Origin of the sequence: Actinomadura roseirufa, assembly GCF_900659635.1 — a bacterium.
Taxonomy (GTDB): Bacteria; Actinomycetota; Actinomycetes; order Streptosporangiales; family Streptosporangiaceae; genus Spirillospora; species Spirillospora roseirufa.
This window is the reverse complement of the sequence record NZ_CAACVB010000130.1, coordinates 1-22,342: the sequence shown is the minus strand read 5'-3', so window position 1 is coordinate 22,342 and position 22,342 is coordinate 1. Positions and strand designations below refer to the sequence as shown.

The 22,342-nt window shown below is 72.5% G+C and carries 24 protein-coding genes, 1 tRNA gene and 1 pseudogene; 14 read left to right on the top strand and 12 right to left on the bottom strand.

All coding sequences use genetic code 11. The annotated features are described in order from the left end of the window. The 4 genes and pseudogenes from E1291_RS42220 to E1291_RS24915 form a co-directional block, all read right to left on the bottom strand. Window positions 1-369, bottom strand: a pseudogene (locus E1291_RS42220) (hypothetical protein); the annotation flags it as partial. 152 nt (window positions 370-521) lie between these two features. Further along, window positions 522-1,571, bottom strand: coding sequence for a right-handed parallel beta-helix repeat-containing protein (locus tag E1291_RS24925; protein WP_131740410.1), 1,050 nt, complete (start codon window positions 1,569-1,571; stop codon window positions 522-524). A gap of 147 nt (window positions 1,572-1,718) precedes the next feature. Continuing rightward, entirely contained in the window at window positions 1,719-2,567 is an 849-nt protein-coding gene (purU, locus tag E1291_RS24920) for a formyltetrahydrofolate deformylase (protein ID WP_131740409.1), read from the bottom strand. 186 nt (window positions 2,568-2,753) lie between these two features. Further along, window positions 2,754-3,371, bottom strand: coding sequence for a TetR/AcrR family transcriptional regulator (locus tag E1291_RS24915; protein ID WP_131740408.1), 618 nt, complete (start codon window positions 3,369-3,371; stop codon window positions 2,754-2,756). A gap of 99 nt (window positions 3,372-3,470) precedes the next feature. On the opposite strand from E1291_RS24915, the gene E1291_RS24910 reads away from it, so the two are divergent. From E1291_RS24910 to E1291_RS24900, 3 genes are all read left to right on the top strand, one after another. Next, window positions 3,471-4,118, top strand: coding sequence for an FMN-dependent NADH-azoreductase (locus tag E1291_RS24910; RefSeq protein ID WP_131740407.1), 648 nt, complete (start codon window positions 3,471-3,473; stop codon window positions 4,116-4,118). A 65-nt stretch (window positions 4,119-4,183) separates the two neighbouring features. Then, window positions 4,184-5,368: an amino acid deaminase/aldolase gene (locus tag E1291_RS24905; protein ID WP_131740411.1), complete on the top strand. Its 1,185-nt coding sequence runs from the start codon at window positions 4,184-4,186 to the stop codon at window positions 5,366-5,368. 29 nt (window positions 5,369-5,397) lie between these two features. Next, entirely contained in the window at window positions 5,398-6,066 is a 669-nt protein-coding gene (locus tag E1291_RS24900; protein ID WP_131740406.1) for an SIMPL domain-containing protein, read from the top strand. Window positions 6,067-6,144: 78 nt separating this feature from the next. Here E1291_RS24900 and E1291_RS24895 read toward each other — a convergent pair whose 3' ends face one another. After that, the gene (locus tag E1291_RS24895; RefSeq protein WP_131740405.1) at window positions 6,145-6,450 is read right to left on the bottom strand and encodes a DUF3618 domain-containing protein; all 306 of its coding nucleotides are present in this window, start codon (window positions 6,448-6,450) and stop codon (window positions 6,145-6,147) included. Window positions 6,451-6,573: 123 nt separating this feature from the next. Here E1291_RS24895 and bcp point away from each other — a divergent pair, with 123 nt between their 5' ends. Beyond that, on the top strand, window positions 6,574-7,041 hold the full coding sequence (bcp, locus tag E1291_RS24890; RefSeq protein ID WP_131740404.1) for a thioredoxin-dependent thiol peroxidase: 468 nt from the start codon (window positions 6,574-6,576) through the stop codon (window positions 7,039-7,041). A gap of 279 nt (window positions 7,042-7,320) precedes the next feature. Here the strand turns inward: bcp and E1291_RS24885 are convergent, their stop codons facing one another. Then, complete coding sequence (locus E1291_RS24885; RefSeq protein ID WP_131740403.1) at window positions 7,321-8,232, bottom strand: MBL fold metallo-hydrolase; 912 nt, start codon at window positions 8,230-8,232, stop codon at window positions 7,321-7,323. Window positions 8,233-8,332: 100 nt separating this feature from the next. Here E1291_RS24885 and E1291_RS24880 point away from each other — a divergent pair, with 100 nt between their 5' ends. Then, on the top strand, window positions 8,333-9,256 hold the full coding sequence (locus E1291_RS24880; RefSeq protein WP_131740402.1) for an AraC family transcriptional regulator: 924 nt from the start codon (window positions 8,333-8,335) through the stop codon (window positions 9,254-9,256). A gap of 80 nt (window positions 9,257-9,336) precedes the next feature. On the opposite strand, the gene E1291_RS24875 is transcribed toward E1291_RS24880, so the two are convergent. Then, a complete protein-coding gene (locus E1291_RS24875) occupies window positions 9,337-10,080 on the bottom strand; it encodes an SDR family NAD(P)-dependent oxidoreductase (protein ID WP_242614353.1) in 744 nt (247 codons plus the stop codon). An 81-nt stretch (window positions 10,081-10,161) separates the two neighbouring features. On the opposite strand from E1291_RS24875, the gene E1291_RS24870 reads away from it, so the two are divergent. Next, a complete protein-coding gene (locus E1291_RS24870; protein WP_131740400.1) occupies window positions 10,162-10,776 on the top strand; it encodes a TetR/AcrR family transcriptional regulator in 615 nt (204 codons plus the stop codon). Window positions 10,777-11,048: 272 nt separating this feature from the next. On the opposite strand, the gene E1291_RS24865 is transcribed toward E1291_RS24870, so the two are convergent. The 3 genes from E1291_RS24865 to E1291_RS24855 all read right to left on the bottom strand — a co-directional run bounded on the left by E1291_RS24865 (window position 11,049) and on the right by E1291_RS24855 (window position 13,517). Further along, window positions 11,049-11,291: a hypothetical protein gene (locus E1291_RS24865; protein ID WP_131740399.1), complete on the bottom strand. Its 243-nt coding sequence runs from the start codon at window positions 11,289-11,291 to the stop codon at window positions 11,049-11,051. Between the two features lie 176 nt (window positions 11,292-11,467). After that, window positions 11,468-12,256 (bottom strand): hypothetical protein, encoded by a 789-nt coding sequence (locus tag E1291_RS24860; RefSeq protein WP_131740398.1) that lies wholly within the window; start codon window positions 12,254-12,256, stop codon window positions 11,468-11,470. Window positions 12,257-12,449: 193 nt separating this feature from the next. Then, a complete protein-coding gene (locus E1291_RS24855; RefSeq protein WP_131740397.1) occupies window positions 12,450-13,517 on the bottom strand; it encodes a hypothetical protein in 1,068 nt (355 codons plus the stop codon). Between the two features lie 272 nt (window positions 13,518-13,789). On the opposite strand from E1291_RS24855, the gene E1291_RS24850 reads away from it, so the two are divergent. Both E1291_RS24850 and E1291_RS24845 read left to right on the top strand, forming a co-directional pair. Next, window positions 13,790-14,335 (top strand): RNA polymerase sigma factor, encoded by a 546-nt coding sequence (locus tag E1291_RS24850; RefSeq protein WP_131740396.1) that lies wholly within the window; start codon window positions 13,790-13,792, stop codon window positions 14,333-14,335. Then, a complete protein-coding gene (locus tag E1291_RS24845; RefSeq protein ID WP_131740395.1) occupies window positions 14,328-15,419 on the top strand; it encodes a hypothetical protein in 1,092 nt (363 codons plus the stop codon). Before E1291_RS24850 ends, E1291_RS24845 begins: the two co-directional genes overlap by 8 nt. A gap of 108 nt (window positions 15,420-15,527) precedes the next feature. Here E1291_RS24845 and E1291_RS24840 read toward each other — a convergent pair. Together E1291_RS24840 and E1291_RS24835 are read right to left on the bottom strand one after the other, a co-directional pair. Beyond that, window positions 15,528-15,611: transfer RNA gene (locus E1291_RS24840), tRNA-Leu, on the bottom strand. Window positions 15,612-15,742: 131 nt separating this feature from the next. Further along, window positions 15,743-17,293 carry an MFS transporter gene (locus E1291_RS24835; protein WP_131740394.1) on the bottom strand — a complete coding sequence of 517 codons (1,551 nt, stop codon included), beginning with the start codon at window positions 17,291-17,293 and terminating at the stop codon, window positions 15,743-15,745. Between the two features lie 70 nt (window positions 17,294-17,363). Between E1291_RS24835 and E1291_RS24830 the strand changes: the two genes are divergently transcribed. The 6 genes from E1291_RS24830 to E1291_RS24805 all read left to right on the top strand — a co-directional run. After that, the gene (locus E1291_RS24830; protein WP_131740393.1) at window positions 17,364-17,969 is read left to right on the top strand and encodes a TetR/AcrR family transcriptional regulator; all 606 of its coding nucleotides are present in this window, start codon (window positions 17,364-17,366) and stop codon (window positions 17,967-17,969) included. A gap of 161 nt (window positions 17,970-18,130) precedes the next feature. Beyond that, on the top strand, window positions 18,131-19,123 hold the full coding sequence (locus E1291_RS24825; RefSeq protein ID WP_131740392.1) for an anti-sigma factor RsbA family regulatory protein: 993 nt from the start codon (window positions 18,131-18,133) through the stop codon (window positions 19,121-19,123). 80 nt (window positions 19,124-19,203) lie between these two features. Continuing rightward, the gene (locus tag E1291_RS24820) at window positions 19,204-20,118 is read left to right on the top strand and encodes an MEDS and STAS domain-containing protein (RefSeq protein ID WP_131740391.1); all 915 of its coding nucleotides are present in this window, start codon (window positions 19,204-19,206) and stop codon (window positions 20,116-20,118) included. Continuing rightward, window positions 20,118-21,035 carry an anti-sigma factor RsbA family regulatory protein gene (locus E1291_RS24815; RefSeq protein WP_131740390.1) on the top strand — a complete coding sequence of 306 codons (918 nt, stop codon included), beginning with the start codon at window positions 20,118-20,120 and terminating at the stop codon, window positions 21,033-21,035. Before E1291_RS24820 ends, E1291_RS24815 begins: the two co-directional genes overlap by 1 nt. A 116-nt stretch (window positions 21,036-21,151) precedes the next feature. Next, window positions 21,152-22,009 (top strand): MEDS and STAS domain-containing protein, encoded by an 858-nt coding sequence (locus E1291_RS24810; protein ID WP_131740389.1) that lies wholly within the window; start codon window positions 21,152-21,154, stop codon window positions 22,007-22,009. Window positions 22,010-22,156: 147 nt separating this feature from the next. Then, window positions 22,157-22,342 (top strand): hypothetical protein (locus E1291_RS24805; protein ID WP_207400921.1); only part of this gene is annotated, 186 nt, incomplete at its 3' end.

Below are 22,342 nucleotides of genomic sequence, written 5' to 3'. Positions count from 1 at the left end.
CACGCCGGCCTGCCGCGGGTCCGCGCCGTCCAGCGGGACGCCGCGGGTGCGGCCCGGCATCGCCGCCAGCAGGAGCGCGAACCCCAGCGCGGTGGCCGCGCCGGCGCCCGCCCGGATGCCCGGATGGCGCCATGGCAGCCGCTGCAGGACGTCCACCGCACGGGCCGCGCCCGGCACCGGGTGCACGCCCGACCCGAGCCCCGCCGCCAGCAGCTCGACCGCGGCGGCCCCGCCGGCGACCGTCAGCAGCAGCGCGGCGGCCAGCCCGGGGAGCACCCGGCGCGGCCGGAACTCCCGGACGGCGAGCCGGCGCGCCCGCCCCCTGCTCTGCGTCTCATGGATCAGGTCCCTGACCAGGGCCTCTGCCATGACCACCCCCGTGAGTCTCGGCGTCGGACGTCATCACTCTCGGTGAACCGTTCTCACGATGAGTGAAACACGCCTAGCCGACATCTCACACGGGACACGCCCTAGGGCCTGTTTTGTGGATCTACGTTCTGTGCGCGACGCCCGGGCACGCCCTAGTTGACCGGCGTCGCGCGGGCGTTCGGGGCGTACTTGTTGCCGGAGCCCACCTTGATGGGGTCGGGCCTGCACGCGCCCTTCTTGCCGCGGTTGTCCCAGTCGACGGGCTGGCCCTTGAAGCTCTTCGTCCGCCCGGGACGGGGATACACCTTGCCGTAGGTGTTGCCCGCGAAGTAGTTGTTCTTGCCGCACACCGGGTCGCGGTCGAACTTGAAGTAGGAGAACAGCCCGTACCAGCCCGTCGTCTGGAACCGGTTGCCCGTCACACGGTTGCCGCTCGCGCCGTCGCTGGCCCGGACAGGGTCGCCGCTGACCTTCGAGAACGCGTTCCCGGACACGGTGTTGTTGCTCGCACCGTTGGAGAAGTACACGGCGTGGATACGGCTGAGAACCGTGTCGTTCTCCAGGTTCTGGAAGTCGTTGTGCTCGATCCTCATGTTCCACGAGTAGTACATGTGGACGGCGCCGTAGCCCTCCTTGCCCTCGCCGTACTTGGTACCGATCCTGCGGAAGACCATGTTCCGCACGGACCCGCCGGAGATCTTCTGCCGGGTCTCCTTGTCGCCCCTGAACAAGATCCCGCCGGCGGTGTAGTTCTGGATCGTCATCCCGCTGAAGTGGATCTTTCCGGAGCCGGGCCGGACGGTCGCCCAGTAGCCCTCGCGGCCGCCCCCGTCGTAGACCACGCGGCCCGTCCCCGACTCGGGGCGGACGGTGATGTCGCCGCCCGCCGGGGAGTACGACCATTCGAACGACTCGTCCTGATAGGTACCGCCCTTGACCAGGACCGTGGCCTTCGTGGCGTTCCTGTCCTCCAGGACCTTCTGGGCCTCCTCCAGCGACGACACCGTCCCCGCCGCCGCCTGCTTCGCCGCCCCGCCGCCCGGGTCGACGTGGACGACGACCCCGCCCTCCGGCGCACTCACCGGCGCCGCCTGATGGGCCCGCGGATCCCGACCCGCCGATCCCAGCGCCGCCGCCCCCAGCCCGCCCGCCGTCACGACGGCGGCGGTGGAAAGCCCGATCAGGATCACGCGCCTGCCCATGGTCGCACTCCTCGCTGAACCTCGATGCCTATCCGATCAGCAGGAACGCTACGGAGCGCGCGAAGGACGCCGTAGGGCCCTAGGGCCCCCGTCTAGAAGTGATCCTCAGCCACCACGCGGGCGAAGTGGGCCGGGCTCGCAATGGACTCAGCGGAAGACGACCGTGCGGTCGCCGTTGAGCAGGACGCGGTGCTCGGCGTGCCAGCGGACGGCGCGGGCGAGCGCGAGGCACTCCACGTCGCGGCCGACGGCGACCAGTTCCTCGGGGCTGTGGGCGTGGTCGACGCGCGCGACCTCCTGCTCGATGATCGGCCCCTCGTCCAGGTCGGCCGTCACGTAGTGCGCGGTGGCCCCGATCACCTTGACGCCGCGGGCGTGCGCCTGGTGGTAGGGGCGGGCGCCCTTGAAGCTCGGCAGGAACGAATGGTGGATGTTGATGATCCTGCCGGGCAGCTTGGCGCAGAAGTCGTCGGAGAGGATCTGCATGTAGCGGGCCAGGACGACCAGGTCGGCGCGGTAGTGCTCGACCAGCGTGAGGATCTCCGCCTCCTGCGCGGCCTTGCCGCCCGGCCCGGTGGGCAGGTGGTGGTAGTCGATCCCGTACGACTGGGTGAGCGGCCGCAGGTCCGGGTGGTTGGACACGACGGCGACGACGTCGATGTCGAGCAGCCCGGACCGCTGCCGGTACAGCAGGTCGTTCAGGCAGTGCCCGCCCTTCGACACCATGATCAGCACGCGCGGGCGGGCCGCGAGGTCGTGCAGCCGCCAGTCCAGGCCGAGCTCGGACGCCAGCGCCGCGCACGCGCCGCGCAGCTCGTCGGCATCGGTCCCGGCGACGCCCGCGAACTGCACCCGCATGAAGAAGGTGTCGCGCTCGCGGTCGCCGAACTGCTGGCTCTCCAGGATGTTGCAGCCGCGCTCGGCCAGCAGGCCCGAGACGGCGGCGACGATCCCCGGCCTGTCGGGGCACGACAGTGTCAGCACATATTCGTTCACGGTCTCACTTCCGCCGTGGTCGTTCGCGGGGAGCCCGGGCGGGACGTCCGATGACGGCTCGCCCCGGGCCGGCGCCGGCGTCCCGCCGGGCGCGGAGCGTCGGCCCTCGGCCGTCCGGGACTCGTGTGCTACGAGCTTACGTCCGCGGGCCCGCGGCGCGGCCCGCCACGCCCGCGAGTCCCCTCATCAGGGCGAGTGCGGGGCGAGAAGGCGCCGGGCGAGGTGGGCCAGCGCGGCGATGATCTCCTCCGGCGTCCGGCCCTGCTCGCGCTGGCGGGCGTAGACCTCGGACGCGAGCGGCGCCAGCAGGACGTCGGCGAGCGCGTCCGGCTCCGGGGTTCCGGCCTCGGCGAGCAGGGTCCGGACGTGGGCGCGCCAGAACCCGTACGCGCCGGTGGTGAGCCGTTTCCCGCCCGTCTCCGCGCCGAGGTGCAGGTCGAGGTGCGCCTCCAGCAGGTCGATCATGGCGCCGTAGAAGGCGGCCAGGCGGTCGGACGGCGGCGCGCCGGGCCCGAGGGGCGGGTCCCCCCGCAGCATCTCCTCCTGGAGGCGGCGCTCGTGCTCGTCCAGCAGGGCCAGCGCGATGGAGGCGGTGTCCGGATAGCGCCGGTACAGCGTGCCGCGCCCGACTCCGGCCGCCTTGGCGATGTCGTCCATCGTGACGGCGCGCGGGTCCCCGGCGGCGAACAGCCCGGCGGCCGCGTCGAGCACCTTCGCCCGGTTCCGGGCGGCGTCCGCGCGCTCGCGGGGCCGGGCGCCCGCCCCGGCGGGCCGGCCGGTGAGCAGGTCGGTACGGGGATCCATGCGGGCGACTGTACCCATCGGAGGAGAAGTGGACAACATGTCCACATAGAGCTACAGTCCAAGCGGACATCACGTCCACTTATTGCTCCGGGAGGATTCATGACCACGCTGCTCCACCTCGACGCCAGCGCCCGGCGCCGCTCCGTCAGCCGGGAGGTGGGCGAGGCGTTCGCCGCCGCCTGGCGCGAGGCCCACCCCGGCGGCCACTACGTCCACCGCGACCTCGCCGCCGACCCCGTCCCGTTCATCGGCGAGGCGTGGACGGAGCTGTGCGACCACGTCCTCGAACACGGCATCACCGAGATCGACCGCTACAAGGAGGCCGTCCGTACGCCCGCCCAGGCCGAGGCGTGGGCCGTCCTGGAGCCGCTGCTGGACGAGCTGGTCGCCGCCGACGTCGTCCTCGTCGCCACGCCGATGTACAACTTCACCGTCCCGGCCTCGCTCAAGGCGTGGATCGACCAGGTGACATTCCCGCGCATGTCCCTGACCGGGCGGCGGTTCGTGATCGCCTCGGCGCGCGGCGGCGCGTACGGGCCGGGCATGCCGCGCGAGCCGTTCGACCACCAGGAGCGCTTCCTGCGCGACTTCTTCGCCGGGCACTTCGCCGTCGAGGACGTCGCGTCGGTGGCCGCCGAGCTGGTGAACGCCCGCCTGGACCCGGCCCTGGCGCACCTGCGCGAGGCCCACGAGGAGTCCTACGCGGCGGCACTGCGCCTGGCAGCCGAACTGGGCGCTTCGTACTGAGCCCCGACCTCCCATTAACATGAGGGCTTTTCATATTCAGGCGGTACCCTGGAAGAGTGACAGGGATGAACCTGCGGGACCGCTATGACGCCGTGACCGCGGGCCTGGAGGCACCGTTCGCCGTCGTCGACCTGGCGGCGCTGCGGGCCAACGCGGCGGATCTGCGCCGCCGCGCCGGAGGGAAGCCGATCCGGGTCGCGAGCAAGTCGGTGCGCTGCCGGGAGCTCCTCACCGAGGTCCTCGCCATGGACGGGTTCGCGGGAGTCATGGCCTTCACCCTCCCGGAGGCGCTCTGGCTCTACGAGCGCGGAGTCAGCGACGACATCCTCGTCGCCTACCCGACCACCGACCGGACCGCCGTCGCCGCGCTCGCCGCCGACCCGGCCGCGGCCCGCGCCGTCACCCTGATGGTCGACTCCGCCGAGCACCTCGACCTGATCGAGGCCGCCGGGGGCGGCCGCCCGCTCCGGGTCTGCGTCGACATCGACGCCTCCTACCGCCCGCTCGGCGGCCGCGTCACGATCGGCGCGCTGCGCTCCCCGCTGCGCACCCCCGCCCAGGTGGCGGCGCTCGCCGAGCGGATCCTCAAGCGGCCCGGCCTCGAACTCGCCGGGCTGATGGCCTACGAGGCGCAGATCGCCGGGGTCGGCGACCTGCCGCCCGGCCGGCCCGCCCGCGCCCGCGCGATCCGCGCCGTCCAGCGCAGGTCCCGCGTCGAGCTGGCCCGGCGGCGGGCCGCGATCGTGCGCGCCGTCCGCGAGCTGACCGACCTCCGCTTCGTCAACGGCGGCGGCACCGGCAGCGTCGAGACGACCGCGGCCGAGCGCGCCGTCACCGAGGTCGCCGCGGGCTCCGGCCTCTACCAGCCGCACCTGTTCGACCAGTACTCCGCCTTCAGCGGACGGCCCGCCGCGCTGTTCGCCCTGCCGGTCGTCCGCCGTCCCGGCCCCGGCGTCGTCACCTGCCTCGGCGGCGGCTACCTCGCCTCCGGGCCGGGCGACCGCGTCCGCCTCCCCCAGCCGTACCTGCCGACCGGGCTGTCCTACCGCGCGGACGAGGGCGCGGGCGAGGTCCAGACCCCGCTGCTCGGCCGCGCCGCCGACCTGCTCTCCGTCGGCGACCGCGTCTGGTTCCGCCACACCAAGGCCGGCGAGCTGTGCGAGCGCTTCGCCGACCTGCACCTGATCGACGGCGACCGGCTCGTCCGGACCGTCCCGACCTACCGCGGCGAGGGCCGAACCTTCCTCTGACCGCCCGTCCAGGGACTAGGTTGGCCGGTATGATCGACGCTCCCCTGATCAGTGTGCGCGGCGAGGCCGTCCTGGAGGTCGAGCCCGAGATCGCCCGGCTCTCGGTGCACGTCCAGGCGCAGGAGGAGCACAGGGGCACCGCGCTCGACCGGCTCACCGAGCGCAACAAGCAGTGCCTCAGGCTCGTCGAGTCCTTCGGCGACGCCGTCGAGAAGATCGAGACCGGTGGGCTGCTGATCACCCCGCTGCTGAAGTACCGGCGCCGCGAGGGCGACATCCGCGCCTACCAGGGCACCGCGTGGATCAAGATCACCGTCCGCGACTTCACCGACCTCGGCGGGATGATCACGCAGCTCGGCAACCTGGAGCGCACCTCCGTGCAGGGCCCCGAGTGGGCGCTGCGCCGCGACAGCGAGGTCTACGCCCGCGCCGCCCGGCAGGCCGTGCACGAGGCGGTCACCCGGGCCCGCAGCTACGCCGAGGCGCTCGGCTCGCGTCTCACCGGCCTCGTCGAGCTCTCCGACGAGGGACTCGGCGGAACGAGCGCCGAGTACCCGGTCGCCCTCGCCGCCGGGTACGGCAGGGCCCCCGGCGGCGCGCCGGACGAGCCCGAGGCGATCGACCTGGAGCCCGCCGCGCAGACCGTCCGCGCCGCGGTCGTGGCCCGCTTCACCGCCACCCCGCCGTCCCTGGACTGACCGCTCCCGGCCGTCCCGGGCCCGGCACGCGAAAAGGCGCCGGCCGCGGATCGCGGACCGGCGCCTCCAGCGGCGGACTCAGCGGCGCTTGCGCCTGCGCCGAAGCAGCACCAGGGCGGTCAGCGCCACCGCGACCCCGGCGCCCGCGATCAGCGCGCGGCGGTCGGGCCCACCGGCCTCGTCCTTCTCGCCGTCCTGCCGCACCAGCGCCCCGACGGCCTGCGCGACGTGCCCGGCCTCCTCCTTGAGCCGCTCGGCGCCGCGCTGCGCGACGTTCCGGGGGTTGACGCGGTCCGCCAGCTCGTCGATCGTGCGCGCGAGTTCCAGGCGGGTGCGCTCGATCTCCCGCTCCAGCGCCTCCGGGTCGCGGGCCGTGTCAGCCATGCCGTGTCCTTGTCCTGTCGAGCGACGCATGATCCGAACAGTGTCGCAGGTCTTCCCCTTGGACGTCCGCCATACCCCAGCCGGTACCTTTGGACCCGTCAACCGAGCGAAAGGCAGGACAGGGTGTCAGAGCGGCTGCAGCCGGGCGACCTCGCCCCCGATTTCGAGCTTCCCGACGCCGACTCCGAGCCGGTGTCACTGACCTCGCTGCGCGGGAAGCGCGTGATCCTCTACTTCTACCCCGCGGCCATGACCCCGGGCTGCACCAAGGAGTCGGTCGACTTCCAGGGCAGCCTCCCCGAACTGGAGGCCGCGGGGGTCACCGTCATCGGCGTGTCCCCCGACGCCCCCGCCAAGCTCGCGAAGTTCCGCGAGAAGGAGGGCCTCACCTTCCCGCTCCTGTCCGACCCGGAGACGGAGACGCTGCAGTCGTACGGCGCCTACGGCGAGAAGAAGCTGTACGGCAAGCTCGTCGTCGGCGTCATCCGCTCGACGTTCATCATCGACCCCGAGGGGAAGATCGAGAAGGCGTACTACAACGTGAAGGCCACCGGCCACGTGGAACGCCTGCGCCGCGACCTGGCCGTCTGACGGCGCGCCGGGTGCCCGGCCGCCTGCTCACGTCCGGCCCCGCGGGGCCGCGTCCCGTGCCCGAGCGGCGGGAATTCATCCTCCTCCAAGAGGCACGACACTCACCTTCACGGTGCCCGTAAGCCGACTCCTCTCGCCGGCACCGCCACCGAGCATCAGCCGCGGGCGGCCGGGCCCCGATCAGGGCACCGGCCGCCCGGCCGCCGCGCCGTTCACGCCCCGCAGCACCATGTCCAGGTCCGGCCGCGTCCGGGACGGGGCGTCCGCGACCAGGTCACCTCACCCGAACGCGGTCGCCCAGGGACCGAGGCCGAACCCGTCTCCGTCCCGCCGGACCTCCAGAGCACCCGCCCCGCCGAAATGCGCGGGGACGACCAGCTCGCGTTCATCGGCGGCCCGTTCGAGGATCCGGCGACGACTGGCCGCCGCCTGTCGCGGGCTCGTGCAGGCCCAGCTGTTGCAAGCGTCCTGGACGACCTGCACGGGGCTGTGCATCAGATCCCCGACGAAGACCGCCCGGTCGCTTCCGGATGCCAGCCGCAGCACCGACGAGCCGGGGGTGTGGCCGGGTGCGGACTCCAGGGTGAGGTGCTCGTCGATGCGATGGAGGCCGTCCCACAGCACCACCTGCCCGGCCCGATGGACGGGCGCGATGCTGTCTTCGTACATCAGCCGATCGTCCACCTGCCGACCGTTCCCGTACGCGTTGTCCGGGCCGAAGTGGGAATCGTCCGCGGCCGGAAGAAGGTATTGAGCGTTGGGGAACGTCGGTACCCACTCCCCGTCCGCGTCGACCGTGTTCCAGCCGACGTGATCGACGTGGAGATGCGTGTTCACGACGACGTCGACGTCCTGTGGGCGGACACCGGCCTTGGCCAGCAGGCCGAGGAAATCCCCCTGCCAGTGGTGGAACGCCGGAAACGCGGGCCGCTCGCGGCCGTTGCCCACTCCGGTGTCGACCAGGACGGTCCGTCCGCCGCTGCGCAGCACCCAGGTCTGTAGCGCGGCCACTATCAGGCCGGTGTCGGGCTCCCAGTGATCTGGGGCCAGCCAGTCCTCATTGTCCTTCCAGACCTCCTCATCAATCTGCGGAAACAGCTCGGACACGGGCGCGAACGGCCCCTGCCACTCGACGACCCGGATGACCTCGACGTCCCCCAGCACGATGCCGGGCATGCTCTCGGTAGCCATGCGTCCGACCCTAGAAAGCCTGGACGATCCTCTCAATGCTCGCCTGACTCACTCAGATACGCATTCGTCTCATCGCTGAGGCAAGGCGTACAATGCAGGCATGGACGTGGTGAGTGACGCGATCTCCACCGTCCGCCTCGGGCAGCCCTCGTCCGACCGAGTGCGGGTCAACGGAAGCTGGTGCGTACGGCTGGCCCCCTACGGCGGCGCGGGCTTCCACGTCGTCCTCAAGGGCGGTTGCTGGCTGCTGCCCGATGACGGCGCCCCGGTGTCCCTGAGCGTGGGCGACGCGGTGCTCATCCCCCACGGCACGGGCCACGTCATGGCCGACGCCCCCCTCGACCCGGCGCTCGCGCTCAAGAAGGCAGTGCCGTTCGAAAAGGCGCTCGCGCCGGCGGGACCGCTTGATCAGGTCGAGGCGGAGTTGCTCTGCGGCAAATACCGGCTCGATTGCAGCCGCCTGCACCCGCTCATGGCGGAGCTGCCCACAATCATTCACCTCCCCAATCGCCTGGGCGCCCACCCCGAACTCCGCGCCGCGATCGACCTGCTGGCCGGCGAGTTGAACGAGAGACGCCCCGGCGCCTGCATCGCACTCCCGAACCTGCTCGACCTCCTCCTCATCTACATGGTCCGCGCCTGGATGGCCGACGCCACCAGCGGAGCCTGGCCCGCCATCCTGAGCGACCCGGTGACGGCCGCCGCCCTGCGCGCACTGCACTCCGACCCGGCCGCCCCATGGACCAACGACCGCCTGGCCACAGAAGCGGGCGTCTCCCGCCCCACCCTGGCGCGCCGCTTCACCACCATGGTCGGCCGCCCGCCTATGGCCTACCTCACCTGGTGGCGCCTCACCCGCGCCGCCACCCTGCTCCGCGACACCCCGGACACCCTGGCCACCATCGCCGACCAGGTCGGCTACGGCAGCCCCTACGCACTCTCACACGCCTTCCAAAGAGAATTCGGCCTAACCCCAGGCCGCTTCCGAACCCAAATAGCAACCCGCCCCCCAGCCACCCCCTAACCCACCCTCCAAATGGGTTCGCAACGCAAGCGCCGACCGGACTCTGGCGGGACTCGGCGGGGGCGGTGGCCGGGCGGGGCTCAGGCGAGGTATCCGCCGTCGATGTCGAGGACGGCGCCGGTGACGTAGGAGGCTCCCGGGCCGGCGAGGAAGACCACGCCGGCCGCGATCTCCTCGGGCCGTCCGAAGCGGCCCACCGCGTTGGCGTCCCGCTGAGCGTCGGCGAACGGGCCGTCCGGGGGGTTCATCTCGGTGGCCACCGCGCCCGACCGGATGACGTTGACGGTGATGCCGCGCGGGCCCAGGTCTCGGGCCGCGCCCTTGCTGTATCCGATGATCGCGGCCTTGGTCGCGGCGTAGTCGGCGTTGCCCGGCCACCGCGCCAGCTCCGACAGCGTGGACCCGATCGTGATGATCCGCCCGCCCTCGCCGAGGACCGGGGCGGCGGCGCGGATCGCGGCCACCACGCCGTTCAGGTTCACCTCGTACAGCCGGTCACGCGCCGCCGGATCGCCGCCCTCTCCCGCAAGGACGTCCCGGCTGCTCACGCCGGCGTTGTTGACCAGGACGTCCAGGCGGCCGAAGTCCGCCACGACCGTGGCGACCAGGTCGGCGATCCGCGCCGGATCCGCCTGGTCGGCCTGGTAGGCGGCGCCCCTGCGCCCGGCCCGCTCGACGTCCTGGACGACCTCCTTCGCCCTGTCCGCGGACGCGGCATAGGTCAGCGCGACGTCCGCGCCCTGCTCGGCGAGTGCGCGCGCCGTTGCCGCGCCGATTCCCCTCGAACCTCCCGTGACCAGCGCGACCCTGCCTTCGAGAAGCATGACGACCTCCATTGTGTACCGAGCGGTATAGAAGAGGGAACGATACTATATCGACCGGTACATAAGGAAGGAGGGCAGCACATGGCCACCGGACGTCCCCGCGAGTTCGACCTGGACGAACGGCTCGACCGCGCCCTGGAGGTCTTCTGGCGGCAGGGCTACGAGGGAACCGCCCTGTCCGACCTCACCGAGGCGATGGGCATCAACCGCCCCAGCCTGTACGCGGCCTACGGCAACAAGGAGACCCTCTTCCGCAAGGCGCTGGACAGATACGTGCGAGGTCCGGCCTCCCACGTCCTGACGGCACAGACCGAACCCACCGCGCGCGCCGTCGTCGAAGCCCTCCTCCGCGGCGCGATCGCGGTCGCGACGCGCGGTCCCGGCGGCTGCCTCTTCGTCCAGGGCGCGCTCGTGACCGGCGAGCAGAACAAGTCCGTCCGCGACGAGATCGCCGCGCGGCGCCGTGCGTCCGAGGCCGCCCTGTCCGAGCGCTTCGAACGCGCCCGCGCCGAAGGCGACCTTCCCCCGGACGCGGATTGCTCAGCTTTGGCCCACTACGTCTGGTCGGTCTCCTACGGATTGTCGGTTCAGGCCGCAGGCGGCGCCTCCCGCGACGACCTCGAACGCGTCGCCGACCTCACCCTGGCGGCCTGGCCACCGGCGACCCCCGCACCCGGCGCGTCACACAGATCGTGACGACCCGCCCGGCCGCCGCCCTCACGTTCGGCCGTCCTCCGGAGGGCGCGCACCGGCCGCGGGTCCGCCCGAGCGGGGTCCTGCGGCCGGTGCGCTGCGGGTTCGGAGAGGCCGTCCGCGCAGCGACGCTCCTCGAACCCGCGCTCGGGGGTGCCCCTGCCCCTCAAATCCGCTCCAATTCACGCACGCGGTCGACCTGCGCAGATTCAAGACAGCCGTTGAGCGGCCGGCGATTCTGAACGCAAGGACACTCCTCCACAGGAGGCTCGCCTTCAGGTGACGCCGGTGTAGACGACCACGAAGTTGCAGACGGCGCGGTCGATGATCGGCCAGGCACGACGGCCGGTGCGCAGGTACAGCCGCACGCTCGTCCAGTGAACAAGGCGGCCAAGCCGATACGCGCGTACACCAGCCCACCCACCATGTGGGACGCGCTTCTCCCAGGTCCCGATCGCCGTCGACCGCGCGCGGAGCATCGCGGCGCCGCTGCCGGTGTAGTCGATCTCCGCCGCCACCCAGAGGCCGTTGGCCTGCGAGTTGAACGCGTAGACGTCCTCGGTCGCGTTGTATCTCCCAGTCCCCCGTGACGAGTTCGCAAGCCACGAATTCCTTGGCCGAGTTGTCCGGCGTCGTCTGCACAGGCGTAGCGGCTATCAGAAGTGCGGCGACCGCGAATAACGACGCTCGATCCTCACGTGAAGTGCTCGGCGAGCTTCTCGTCGATGTCGTCGGCGAGCCGTATCTCCAAGACGGTGTATTCACAGACTTCGCCGTCTTCCTCATGTGTCCTGAGACCGTCGCCGAAGCGGCGGCGCACCGCGTCCAGAGCCGGTCCGAGCTCACCGGAGTTCGCCAGGGCCGCGGCCGGCATGCCCGTCAGCACGTCGAGCAAGAGGCTGAAGTCCACCGCCTCGTCGCCGTCCCCCATCTGGACGGCGAGATCGGCACGCCGCCGGACCTCGGCGGCGATCGTGTCTACCGTCTCCGGCAGGCCGATCGCCCGCAGGGTCGCCTCCGCCTGGTGCCGGGTGTCCCGGTAGGTTCCCTCGTCCTCCAGGACGGCCAGCAGGGTCGACGTCGCGGGCGCCGCAGCCGCGCCGGCCCGTCCCAGGGCGTACATCAGCCGGTACTTGGTCGTCTCGTCGCCGAACCATTGGCCGGAGTCAGGCGGGGTCGGCAAGGGGAACGCGCGCAGCGCCGCGAGCAATGCCGGGACCGCCGCCGCGCCCCGTTCGCCCAGGGCGGCCGAGGTCAGCACGCCGAGGAAGTTGTCGACCCCGGGCAGGGACTCGATGAGCTCTTCCGTCGTGGGTTCGGTCTCGCCGGTGAAATGCGCCAGCAACCGCCCGGCCGAACCGTGACAGCCGTGACGATCGAACATCCGGTAGAGGGCCGTGGTGGCCTCGCCCTCGTCGATCGCGGCCAGCGCGATGACCGCCGCCTCCCGGGCCCCGGAGTGCAGATCATCTACGTCGGGCATTCTCGATGAATAGCACACTTCGAGAATGGATGCGAATCGAAATTCGCGAAAAGCCGCCCCGAACCGGACCTCCAGCCGCTTGATGGTCTGGCTGACCCGGGCGCCGCTGACACCGAGCCGGTCCGCCGGTCCGCCCGAAGTGCAGTTCCTCAGCCAGAGTCAAGAAGATCTCGAAGAGTTTCGCCGACGGCGATCAGCTGCTCATGTAGACGAGGGCGGTGCGTTCCGAGCCGACCATGAGGAGGCATGAATCCCCTTCACCGTAAAGAACCTCGTCCAGGGGGAACTTCTTGGCGAAGGCGAGAAGGGTTCCGGATTTTCCGCTGACCTCGTTGATGATCGTCTCGTACAGGTCGCGGGCCAGCCAGGAGACGAGTTCGTCGCCGGGAATCTCGGGGGTCGTGTCATCGAATTCCCAGAGCATGCTCGTGGCCCGGGCCGCTTGGACGATGTTCCGTTCCGACTCGGTCAGCGTTGCTTCCAGGGAGGACGCGTCCAGCGGCCAGAGGACGTCGTCATCCTCGTCGTCGTTCTCGTCGGCGATCAGCCAGTGCCCGTCCCCTGGCCAGCCTGCCCGAAAGGCCTCGTGGGGATCAGGGCCGTCGAGGTCGACGTCGTGGGTTCCGAAACTCACCTCGAATGTCACCGCGTCGGTGTTGTTGATCACGAGGAATTCACTCAGGAGGGCAGTGACACAGGCGATTCGATATTCGGCCTCAACGGAGGTTCTGGAGACGATCGGGGCGGGGGCCAGCGACAGCCGCCGTGTGGTCCTCCCACTGCGCACCAGTAGGTGCAGCTCATCGTCAAGAGCTGGGCCACCCGGTTCGCCTGCGGCGATGATCCACAGCAGGTCTGTGGCGTCTGCCACCAGGGCACCGGCGGCGTATCCGGCCAATGCTCGGCCTCGCCGGTCTAGGCCGCCACCGGACTCCAGGGCTCCGATGAGGAACTCATACGTCTGTTCGGAGCCCCCGGTGGGCCGCCCCCAGGACGCGTGCAAAGCGCTGTCGGACGTCTCGTCCGGGTCCTCGATGTCGAACCGCTCCACCGCGACTGGGTGGCGCTGCCCGCCGGAGCCGGCGAAGGTTCCTGGGAACGCCCCGTACCCTGTCACCTCGGTCAAGGAGGGCTTGGAGCTCCACTCCTCCTCGGGAACCGCGCCTCCGACGATCGTGAGCCGCCATCTGGGCAGCCACGACCTGAACAGGCACTCTACGGCTTCGAGTGGGCCGACTTGGCGAGGCTCTGCAACCGTCAACGCTCATCTCCGGGACGCGGGTTCGGGGCCAAGATCAAGAGTAGCCACGCCCGGACGTCTCTCATCGGATCATTCGGCGACCGCGTCCGTCCCGGCCTCGTGGGGGGCGGTCGGCGCCGGCGTCCGGCGGCGTCCCCGGGGGCCGCCGCGCGTACAGTGCGGTGGCCGCCCTGGAACGATCATGTCGGGCCGGGGAAAGGATCCGGGGCCTTCGTCGGAGTACCGGTGACAGCTCTCGCTCACCGGAAGGTTCCCACGATGCAGGCCAGAACGTGAAGGGCGCGCGGATCGCCGAACCGGCCGCACGCACGCCCGACGCCTTCGCCGCGCTCTATGACGAGCATTTCCCCGCCATCCACGGCTACGTCGCCAGCCGTCTGGGCCGGGACGTCGCCGACGATGTCGCCGCCGACACCTTTCTCATCGCGCTGCGCAAGCAAGGCCGGTACAACCCGGAGAAGGGCGCGATCCGGCCCTGGCTGTTCGGCATCGCGACGCGGCTGATCGCCCAGCACCGGCGTCAGGAGGTGCGCCGGTACCGCGCCCTGGGCAAGCTCGGCCTCGACGAGGTCGCCGACAGCCACGAGAACCGCGTCGTGAACTGGGTCCGCGCCGAGGGCCTGCAGCCGCGCCTGGCCAAGGCGCTGGCCGCGTTGCCGCGCGGGCAGCGCGACGTCCTGTTGCTCAGCGCCGTCTGCGACCTCTCCCACGAAGAGATCGCGCAGGCGCTCGGAGTCTCGTACGGAACGGTCGGGTCGCGGCTGAGCCGCGCCCGCAAGAAGGTGCGCGCCGCACTCGAGGAGGACGACCATGGATGACCAGCGCATGATCCGGAGCTTTCTGGCGGAGGCTCCGCCGTCGGCAGAGGTGATCGCCGAGGGACGGCGGCGCGTCCTCGCCCAGGCCAGGCCCCGGCCGCGGCCACGGGGCATGACCTTCCGGCTGAGCCTCGGCGTGGCGGCGACCGCCGCCGCGACCGCGGTCGCCGTCGCGCTGAGCGGCGGCTTCCCCTCCGCCAGGACCACCCAGGGGACGGAGCTCACCGCGCGGCAGATGCTGCTCGCCGCCGCGCACGGCGCCGCGTCGGCGCCGGCCGGCCGCTACCTGCACTCCCACGTGATCAACGGTCAGGCGTACCACGTGGCGGCGGGCGACTACGTGATCACCGGCGCCCAGCTGGAGATCGACCAGTGGATCGGCCGCACCGACGAGACCGACGACGTCTTCCGCAGCCGATTCGCCGGGGCGCAACCGCAGAAGGCCGCCGACCGGGCCGCCTGGCAGCGCGCCGGATCACCGCCGACCTGGAGCGTCCTGTCCAACGGCGGCCAGATCCAGCAGACCACCGCCACCGAGCCCTGGGACATCCGGCGCACGACGCCCGCGCAGAAGAAGCAGGCCACCGCCTACCTGGACGCAGAGGCCAAGAAGTGCGCGACGACGCCGCAGACCTGCGGCAAGAACAAGATGCTGACCCAGCGGCAGCGTGAGGCGCTGGCCGACGACAGGACGGCGCTGCGGCGGGAACTTCGCAGCCGGTCCGGCGAGGGCGGGCCGGGCAACGAGCTCACGCGGGCCGGCTCCCTCCTGGCCCAGTCCGGGTCGCCGAAGCTCAACGCGGCCGTCTTCCGCGTCCTGGCCGACACCCCGGGCATCCGCAACGCCGGGAAGGTAACGGACACTCGGGGGCGTACCGCCATCGCGCTGGCCGCCCGGGTATCGGACGAACGCGGCACCTTCGACACCGAGCTCCTGCTGCAGCCCCGGACGTACCGCGTCCTCGGCACCCAAACCGTTCTCGTCTCGGGCAAGGGCGCCGAGACGGCGGGCATGAAGCCCGGCACCATCTACACCCAGCAGCTGTTCCTTGAGCTGGGCTGGACGGACAGCGCTCCCCACTGATCCACCACAAGATCCCCGGCGGCCGGACACTCGGCCCCGGGGATCAGCGCGCCACGGCGTCCTCGGCGCGGCCGCGCCGGATGTACGACTCGTGATCGGCTCGGCGTGTGCGGGCGGGGGGACTCGAACCCCCACGGTGTCTCCACCAACAGGACCTAAACCTGCCGCGTATACCTACTTCGCCACGCCCGCCGGTGCTTCGCTGAGGAAGCCCGTTCAGCTTAGCGTCCCGGCCGATCAGCACGACAGCGAAATCCGGGCGTGAACGGCGACCGGTCCAGCGCGGGTGCTCATGGGCGCGAGGTCGACCCGACGGCATCGCCTCATGGCTCCGTCCGCGCCGTGCCCGGGACCGGTTGCGGGGCGGGCCGCTCGGACGGGCCCGGGGTGTTCTGGTCGCCGGTGCTCCGGAACAGGGCGCCGACGGCGACGGCCGTGACCGCGAGGGTGACGGCCGCGGCGAACAGCGCGGTGTGCAGGCCGTCCGCGAAGGCCGCCCGCGCCTGGTCGGCGACCGGCGGGCCGAGGCGGGTCGCCAGCGCGACGGACGCGCGGGCTTGCTCGGCCAGCGGCTCGGGAAGGCCGCCGGTGTCCAGGGCGCCGCGGTAGGACGACTGGAGCAGGCTGCCGAGGACGGCGATGCCGAGCGCCCCGCCGAGTTCGCGGGCCAGGTCGTTCACCGCCGAGCCGACGCCCTGCTTGGCCGCGGGGAGCGCGTCGGTGATCACGGCGGTGGCCGGGGTCATGGCCAGTCCCATCCCGGCGCCGAGCGGGATGAGTCCGGCCAGGAGCGGCCAGTAGCCGCTGGTCTCGTCCAGCAGGGACAGCAGGAACAGGCCGAGGCCGGCGAGGAGCAGCCCGGCGGGGACGACGCGGCGGGCGCCGAACCGGCTCGCCAGCCGGGGCGCGATGCCGCGCGCCGAGGGCATCATCGCGGCGGCCATCGGCAGGAGGCTCGCGGCCGCGAGGAACGGGCCGTTCCCCTTTACGAGCTGCAGGTATTGCAGGGTGATGAACACGAATCCGAAGAAGGCGAAGAACTGCGCGGTGATCGAGAGGGTTCCCGCCGAGAAGGCCCTGACGCGGAACAGCCGCGGGTCCAGCAGCGGGTTCGGGCGGGTCAGCTCCCAGCCGGCGAAGCCCGCGAGGACGACCGCCGCGACGGCGAGGCCGCCCAGCGTGCGGGCGCTCGCCCAGCCGTGCGCCGGGGCCTCGATGATCGAGTAGACCCCGGCGCCCAGGCCCGCGACGGTGATCAGGGCGCCGGTCAGGTCGAGCCGCGGCGAGTCCGGGTCGGCGGACTCGGGCACGACCGCGAGGGTGACGGTGAGCGCGACCGCCGCCAGCACCACGTTCAGCACGAAGATCGAGCGCCAGGACCAGACCTCCAGCAGGCCGCCCGAGACCAGCAGCCCGAACACCGCGCTCGCGCCCGCCACGCCCGCCCAGGTGCCGACGGCCCGGGTGCGCCGGTCCGGCGGGAACGTCGCGGTGATCGTCGACAGCGTGGCCGGCATGACCAGGGCGGCGCCGACGCCGAGCACGCCGCGCGCCGCGATCAGCCAGCCGGGACCGTCGGCGGCCAGTGCGGCGGCCGACCCGGCGCCGAAGACCACGAGCCCTGCGGCCAGGGCGCGGCGGCGGCCGTAGCGGTCGCCGATGGCGCCGCCGAGGAGCAGCAGCGCGGCGAACACGAGCGCGTAGGCGTCGATGACCCACGCCAGCTCGGTCTGGGTGGCGTGGAGGTCGCGGGCGATGGACGGCACCGCGGTGTTGAGGGACGCCACCGCCGAGACGACGGTGGCCAGGGCGAGCATCACGGCCGGCAGCACCGCGCGGTGCACCGTGCCCTGGACGGGTGGCGTGGTGGCCATGGAAGCCTCCTGGGACGGGTCCTGCCCTACCCCTCGAACCTGGCCCGCGCGGAGCTATATTTCAATCGTGATGAATAAATCGGGGGCCGCGCGCGGCCGGCGGCGCGGGAGCCCCGGCACCCGGGAGGAGATCCTCGCGGTCGCCCGCCGCCGCTTCCTGGCCGAGGGCTACGCGGCCGTGACGATGCGCTCGATCGCCGCCGAGGCCGGCGTGGACGCCGCCCTGATCAGCTACTTCTTCGGGTCGAAGAAGGGGCTGTTCGGCGCGGTGCTCGGGCTGCTGACCAGCCCGCCGGACGTGCTCGCCGCCGCCCTGCCCGGCGACCCCGCCACGCTGCCCGAACGCGTCCTGCGGGCGCTGCTCGGCACCTGGGACGACCCCGAGGGCGGCCCGCGGCTGCGGCTGCTGCTCACCGCCGCGATCCAGGACGCCGAGCTGGCCCGGCTGCTGCGCGAGGTGATCGGACGGGAGATCATCGACCGGATCGCCGAGCACGTCGGGGGCGTGGACGCCCGGCACCGCGCCGCCGCGTTCGGCGCCCAGCTCACCGGCGTCATCTTCACGCGCTACGTCATCGTGATGGATCCCATCGCGTCGATGACGCCCGATGAATTAGTCGAGAACCTGGCCCCCGGTCTCAGGGCGGCGCTGTACCGCCGGACGCGTCCGCGATGAGGGCCTGACGCGTCCGCGATGAGCGGCTGACCGCGGTAGGACACCGGCGCCACTATTTGAACAAGAGTGGCCGCACGGCAAGGGGGCGGCGGCTTACCCTGGGTGAGTCCGCCGAGCCACGGCGGACCGCGACGCCCCGATCCGGACGCAGGTGGGCCACCGTGAGTGAACCCTTCACCCATCGGTTACTGCCGTACGACGGGGTGGACGAGTTCCTCGCCGGCGCGCTGCCGTTCTTACGGGACGGCGTCGACCAGGGCGACCGCGTCCTCGCGGTCACCGGCGTCGGCCGGGAGGAACTGCTGCGCGAAGAGCTCGGCCTCGCCGCGGCGGGGGTGGAGTTCGCCGACGCCGCCACCTGGTACGGGCATCCGTCCCGCACGCTGGCCGACTGCCTCAGCGACGCCGACAACACCGCCTGGCAGGGACGTCGGCTGCGCGTCCTGGGAGACCCGGTGTGGGCGGAGCGGCGGCAGCCGCTCGAGGTCGTGGAGTGGCAGCGGATCGAGGCGATCCTGAACGTCGCGTTCCGCGGCACGGGCGCGACGATCCTGTGCCCCTACGCGGGATCACTGCCCGCGGGCGTGGTCGCCGCCGCGCGGCGCACCCATCCGGAGACGGTGCGCGACACCAGGGCCGTGCCGAACCCGGGCTACATCGACCCGTGGGCCTACAGCGCCGAGTGCGACCGCGAACCGCTGCCCGAGCCGCCCGCGGGCACCGACCGGCTGCGGATCGACCGGCCCGACCTGTACTGGCTGCGCGCCTACGTCTCCGACTACGCGCGGCGGACCCCGCTCCCCGAGGAGGACCTCCAGCGCCTGCTCGTCGCCGTCACCGAGATCGTCACGAACTCGCTGCGGCACGGTGCTCCCCCGATCGCGCTGCGGATGTGGACCGAGACCTCCGGCGAGCCCGCGCTGGTGTGCGAGGTCACCGACGAGGGCCGGTGGCCCTCCGGCAGCGCGTTCGGGCTCGTCCCGCCGCGGCCCGGCGCGACCGGTCCCGGCGGGCGGTTCGGGCTGTGGGCCGTCCGGCTGCTGTGCAGCATCGTGCAGATCCGCACCGGCGACCGGGGCACGACGGTCCGGCTGCGGCTCGGCCTCCCCGCCGTCCCCGCCGCCCGTGTCGGCGCCGGGATCAACAGAGCGTGAGGAACTCCATGCGTTGGGCTTCCAAAACCTCCGCGGCGGCGTACGCTGGGCGGACCCGTACCGACCTCGATGGGCAGGTCATGGAGACACCCTGGTTCGCCGAGCGACCCGTCAGCGCCGTGCGGCCCGGCGACCACGGCTGGCTGGCCTACTCCGGAGCCGAGGAGCGCGACCAGGTCATCGGAACCTTCGTGCGGGAGGGCCTGGCCCACAACGAGAAGGTCGTCTACGTCACCGACGCGCCGCCCGAGCGGGTACCGGGGCTCGGGCCGCGGCGGCGCGCCGACGCCGAGACCTACGCCAGGCTGGGCCAGCTGCGGCTGATCAGCCGGGAGGACGCCTGCCTCGACCGGCACGGCGCCTTCGAACCCGAGCGCATGCTGGACATCCTCGCCGCCGAGGTCGACGCGGCGTTCGGCGAGGGCTTTCGCGCCGTCCGCCTCACGACCGACTACACCTGGCTCCTGAACGGGCCGTCCCGCTCCGACCTCGGCCGGATGCTCGGCTGTGAGCACCGCGTCGGCGACGCCGTCTCGCCGAGCACCATGGCGATGGCCGTCTGCCAGGTTCACCGGCGCGCCTGCCCGCCGCACGAGCTGGCCGCCCTCCGCGACACCCACGAGGTCCTGGTGGAAGTGAACCCCGAATTCGACGACGGGATCCTCAAGATCGTGCGTACTTTCGAGCCCAACGGGCTGCGGGTCGAGGGCGAGCTCGACGCCGCCCGGCACGCCGTGTTCGCCGAGAAGCTGTCCCAGGTGAGCATGGACCGGCGCCGCGTCCACCTGGACTTCTCCCGGCTCGGCTTCATCGACCTGGGCGGCCTGCACCTGCTGGCCCAGCACGCGACCGCGCTGCCCGCCGACGAGACGCTGGTCCTCGACCACCTCCCCGCCGACGTGGAGAACGTCATCGAGATGGTCGGCTGGCACCGGCTGCCCGGCCTCACGCGCGGCGGCGGGCGCGCACTCCCGGAGACGGAGGGCATCGCCTGATGACGTTGGAGCACCGAGCGTTCATGTACAGCGGCCCCGAGGACTTCCTCGCGGTGACCGTGCCGTTCCTGGAGTCCGGGCTGGAGTCCGGGCAGGCGGTCGTCGCGGTGGCGCGCGAGCCCAACCTGACCGCGCTGCGCGACACGTTCGCCGGGCACGGCACCGCGATCGAGTACTTCGACTCGGCGGCGTTCTACCGGCACCCCGTCCGCACCCTGCGCGACTACCAGGCCATCGTGAAGCGCAGCGAGCCGCGCAGCGTCTGCGCGCTGGCCGAGCCGGTCTGGGGCCGCTGGGACGAGCGGCAGACGCTGGAGTGGATCCGCTACGAGTCGCTGATCAACGTGGTGTTCGCGGGGTCGGGCGCGCGGGCGCTGTGCCCCTACGACACCGCGACGCTCCCCGATGACGTCCTGGCCGAGGCGCGGCGGACGCACCCGCTGCTGCTCACCGACGGCCGCGACCTGATCAACGGCCGTTACGTCGACCCGGCCGTGTTCGGTGCCGGCTGCGACCGCGCGTGGCGCGCGGGCCGTCCCGAGGGCGCCGAGTACCTGCCGATCGACGGCGCCGACCTGCACGCGCTGCGCTCCTTCGTCGCCGAGCGGGCGGCCGAGCACGGCCTCGGCCGCCAGCCCGCGCAGAACCTCGTCACCGCGGTCAACGAGGTCGCGGCGAACGCGCTGCAGCACGGCGTCCCGCCGAGGGGCCTGTGGACGTGGCGCGACGGCGACGACCTCCTCTGCGAAGTCGGCGACAACGGGTTCTGGCGGCCCGGCCCGTTCACCGGGTTCATCCCGCCCGACTCGGCGCTGCAGCAGGGGTTCGGGCTGTGGACGGTCCGGCTGCTGGTCGATCTCGTGGAGCTGAAGGCGGGCTGGGACGGCACGTTCGTCCGGCTGCACACGCGCCGCTGACCTGTTTCGTTCTGGGTCTCAGATACTGGAAAAGCCCGAAGGACGGCCCGCCGCACCGCGCGGCCCCGGCGTCATAGTCTGGACCGGCCCGGTGACACGGCGGTGTGGAAGGCGCTATGGAGACGCTCTGGTCCGTCCGCAGACCGGTCCGCGACCTGCGGCCCGGCGACCACGCCTGGCTGGCCTACTCCGGCGAGGACGAGCAGCGCCACATCGCGGGCGCGTTCGTCCGGGACGGGCTGCTGGCGCACGACAAGGTCGTCTACCTGACCGGCTCGGCGCGCGACGCGGTCCCCGGCCTCACCCCGGACCTGCCCGCCCATCTGCTCACCGTCCTCGCGGCGGAGCCGCCCGGCGGCGAGCGCCTCGACCCGCGCGCCGCCGCCGCGATGCTGGCCGCCGAGCTCACCCGGGCGCGCCGGGCGGGGTTCCGCGCCGTCCGGCTGGCGGCCGACCTGACCTGGGCGCTCGGCGGCGCCGGCGGGCTCGATCCGCTGCTCGACCTCGAACGCCGGCTGGACCGGGCGGTCGCGCCGAGCACGAGCGTCACCGCCCTCTGCCAGGTCGACCGGCGGCGCGGCCGGCCCGCCGACCTCGCGGCGATGCGCGCGGCGCACGCCGTGCACGCCACGCCCGACCCGGAGTTCGAGGACTCCGTGCTGTGCGTCGTGCGGACCTTCCAGCCCGCCGGGCTCGCGCTGTCGGGCGAGCTGGACGCCTCCCGGCACGCCATCCTCGACCAGGCGCTCGCCGCGGCGTCCGCCGCCACCGCCGGCGACGTCCACCTCGACCTGGCCGGGCTCGGCTTCATCGACCTCGGCGCGATCAACATCCTCGCCGACGCCGCGGCCCGGCACGCCGGGCGGGGCCGGATCGTCCTGGACAGGATCCCGGCGCAGCTGCGCGCCGTCCTGGAGACGGTCGGCTGGCACATGCTCCCCGGCCTGTCCCTGAGCGGCCCGAACCTCACCTGACCCGCGGTCCCCGACCACCGCTCAGGTCACCGCGCCGGGCGTCAGGGCCGGGTGGTGGGCCCAGGCCGGCCGTCCGTGCTGGTGGACGGAGTCCCGGTCGGCGGCCGCGGCCCGCCCTTCGGGGTGTTGCCCGGCCCCGGAGTGCCCGTGACGCCCGGCGTTCTGGTGGGCGCCGGAGTCGCCGTGACGGTCGACTCCCCGCCGGGCCCGCCGGTGGGGCCGGAGGTGCCCGGCGGCGCGGACGGCCTCGGCACCGCCGTCGCGGTCGACGGCCCCGCGGTCGGCGTCGGGACGGGGCCGCCCCCCGGGGTCACCGGAGAGGCGGGCACGGCC

Excerpts from the sequence above, each read along its gene's own strand:
- E1291_RS24895 (WP_131740405.1), bottom strand. The coding sequence starts at position 6,450 with ATGGCTGACACGGCCCGCGACCCGGAGGCGCTGGAGCGGGAGATCGAG.
- E1291_RS24820 (WP_131740391.1), top strand. The coding sequence starts at position 19,204 with ATGGAGACACCCTGGTTCGCCGAGCGACCCGTCAGCGCCGTGCGGCCC.
- E1291_RS24860 (WP_131740398.1), bottom strand. The coding sequence starts at position 12,256 with ATGCCCGACGTAGATGATCTGCACTCCGGGGCCCGGGAGGCGGCGGTC.
- E1291_RS24925 (WP_131740410.1), bottom strand. The coding sequence starts at position 1,571 with ATGGGCAGGCGCGTGATCCTGATCGGGCTTTCCACCGCCGCCGTCGTG.
- E1291_RS24910 (WP_131740407.1), top strand. The coding sequence starts at position 3,471 with ATGACCACGCTGCTCCACCTCGACGCCAGCGCCCGGCGCCGCTCCGTC.
- E1291_RS24845 (WP_131740395.1), top strand. The coding sequence starts at position 14,328 with ATGGATGACCAGCGCATGATCCGGAGCTTTCTGGCGGAGGCTCCGCCG.
- E1291_RS24870 (WP_131740400.1), top strand. The coding sequence starts at position 10,162 with ATGGCCACCGGACGTCCCCGCGAGTTCGACCTGGACGAACGGCTCGAC.
- E1291_RS24900 (WP_131740406.1), top strand. The coding sequence starts at position 5,398 with ATGATCGACGCTCCCCTGATCAGTGTGCGCGGCGAGGCCGTCCTGGAG.
- E1291_RS24875 (WP_242614353.1), bottom strand. The coding sequence starts at position 10,080 with ATGCTTCTCGAAGGCAGGGTCGCGCTGGTCACGGGAGGTTCGAGGGGA.
- E1291_RS24885 (WP_131740403.1), bottom strand. The coding sequence starts at position 8,232 with ATGGCTACCGAGAGCATGCCCGGCATCGTGCTGGGGGACGTCGAGGTC.
- E1291_RS24835 (WP_131740394.1), bottom strand. The coding sequence starts at position 17,293 with ATGGCCACCACGCCACCCGTCCAGGGCACGGTGCACCGCGCGGTGCTG.
- E1291_RS24905 (WP_131740411.1), top strand. The coding sequence starts at position 4,184 with ATGAACCTGCGGGACCGCTATGACGCCGTGACCGCGGGCCTGGAGGCA.
- E1291_RS24830 (WP_131740393.1), top strand. The coding sequence starts at position 17,364 with ATGAATAAATCGGGGGCCGCGCGCGGCCGGCGGCGCGGGAGCCCCGGC.
- E1291_RS24810 (WP_131740389.1), top strand. The coding sequence starts at position 21,152 with ATGGAGACGCTCTGGTCCGTCCGCAGACCGGTCCGCGACCTGCGGCCC.
- E1291_RS24915 (WP_131740408.1), bottom strand. The coding sequence starts at position 3,371 with ATGGATCCCCGTACCGACCTGCTCACCGGCCGGCCCGCCGGGGCGGGC.
- E1291_RS24815 (WP_131740390.1), top strand. The coding sequence starts at position 20,118 with ATGACGTTGGAGCACCGAGCGTTCATGTACAGCGGCCCCGAGGACTTC.
- E1291_RS24880 (WP_131740402.1), top strand. The coding sequence starts at position 8,333 with ATGGACGTGGTGAGTGACGCGATCTCCACCGTCCGCCTCGGGCAGCCC.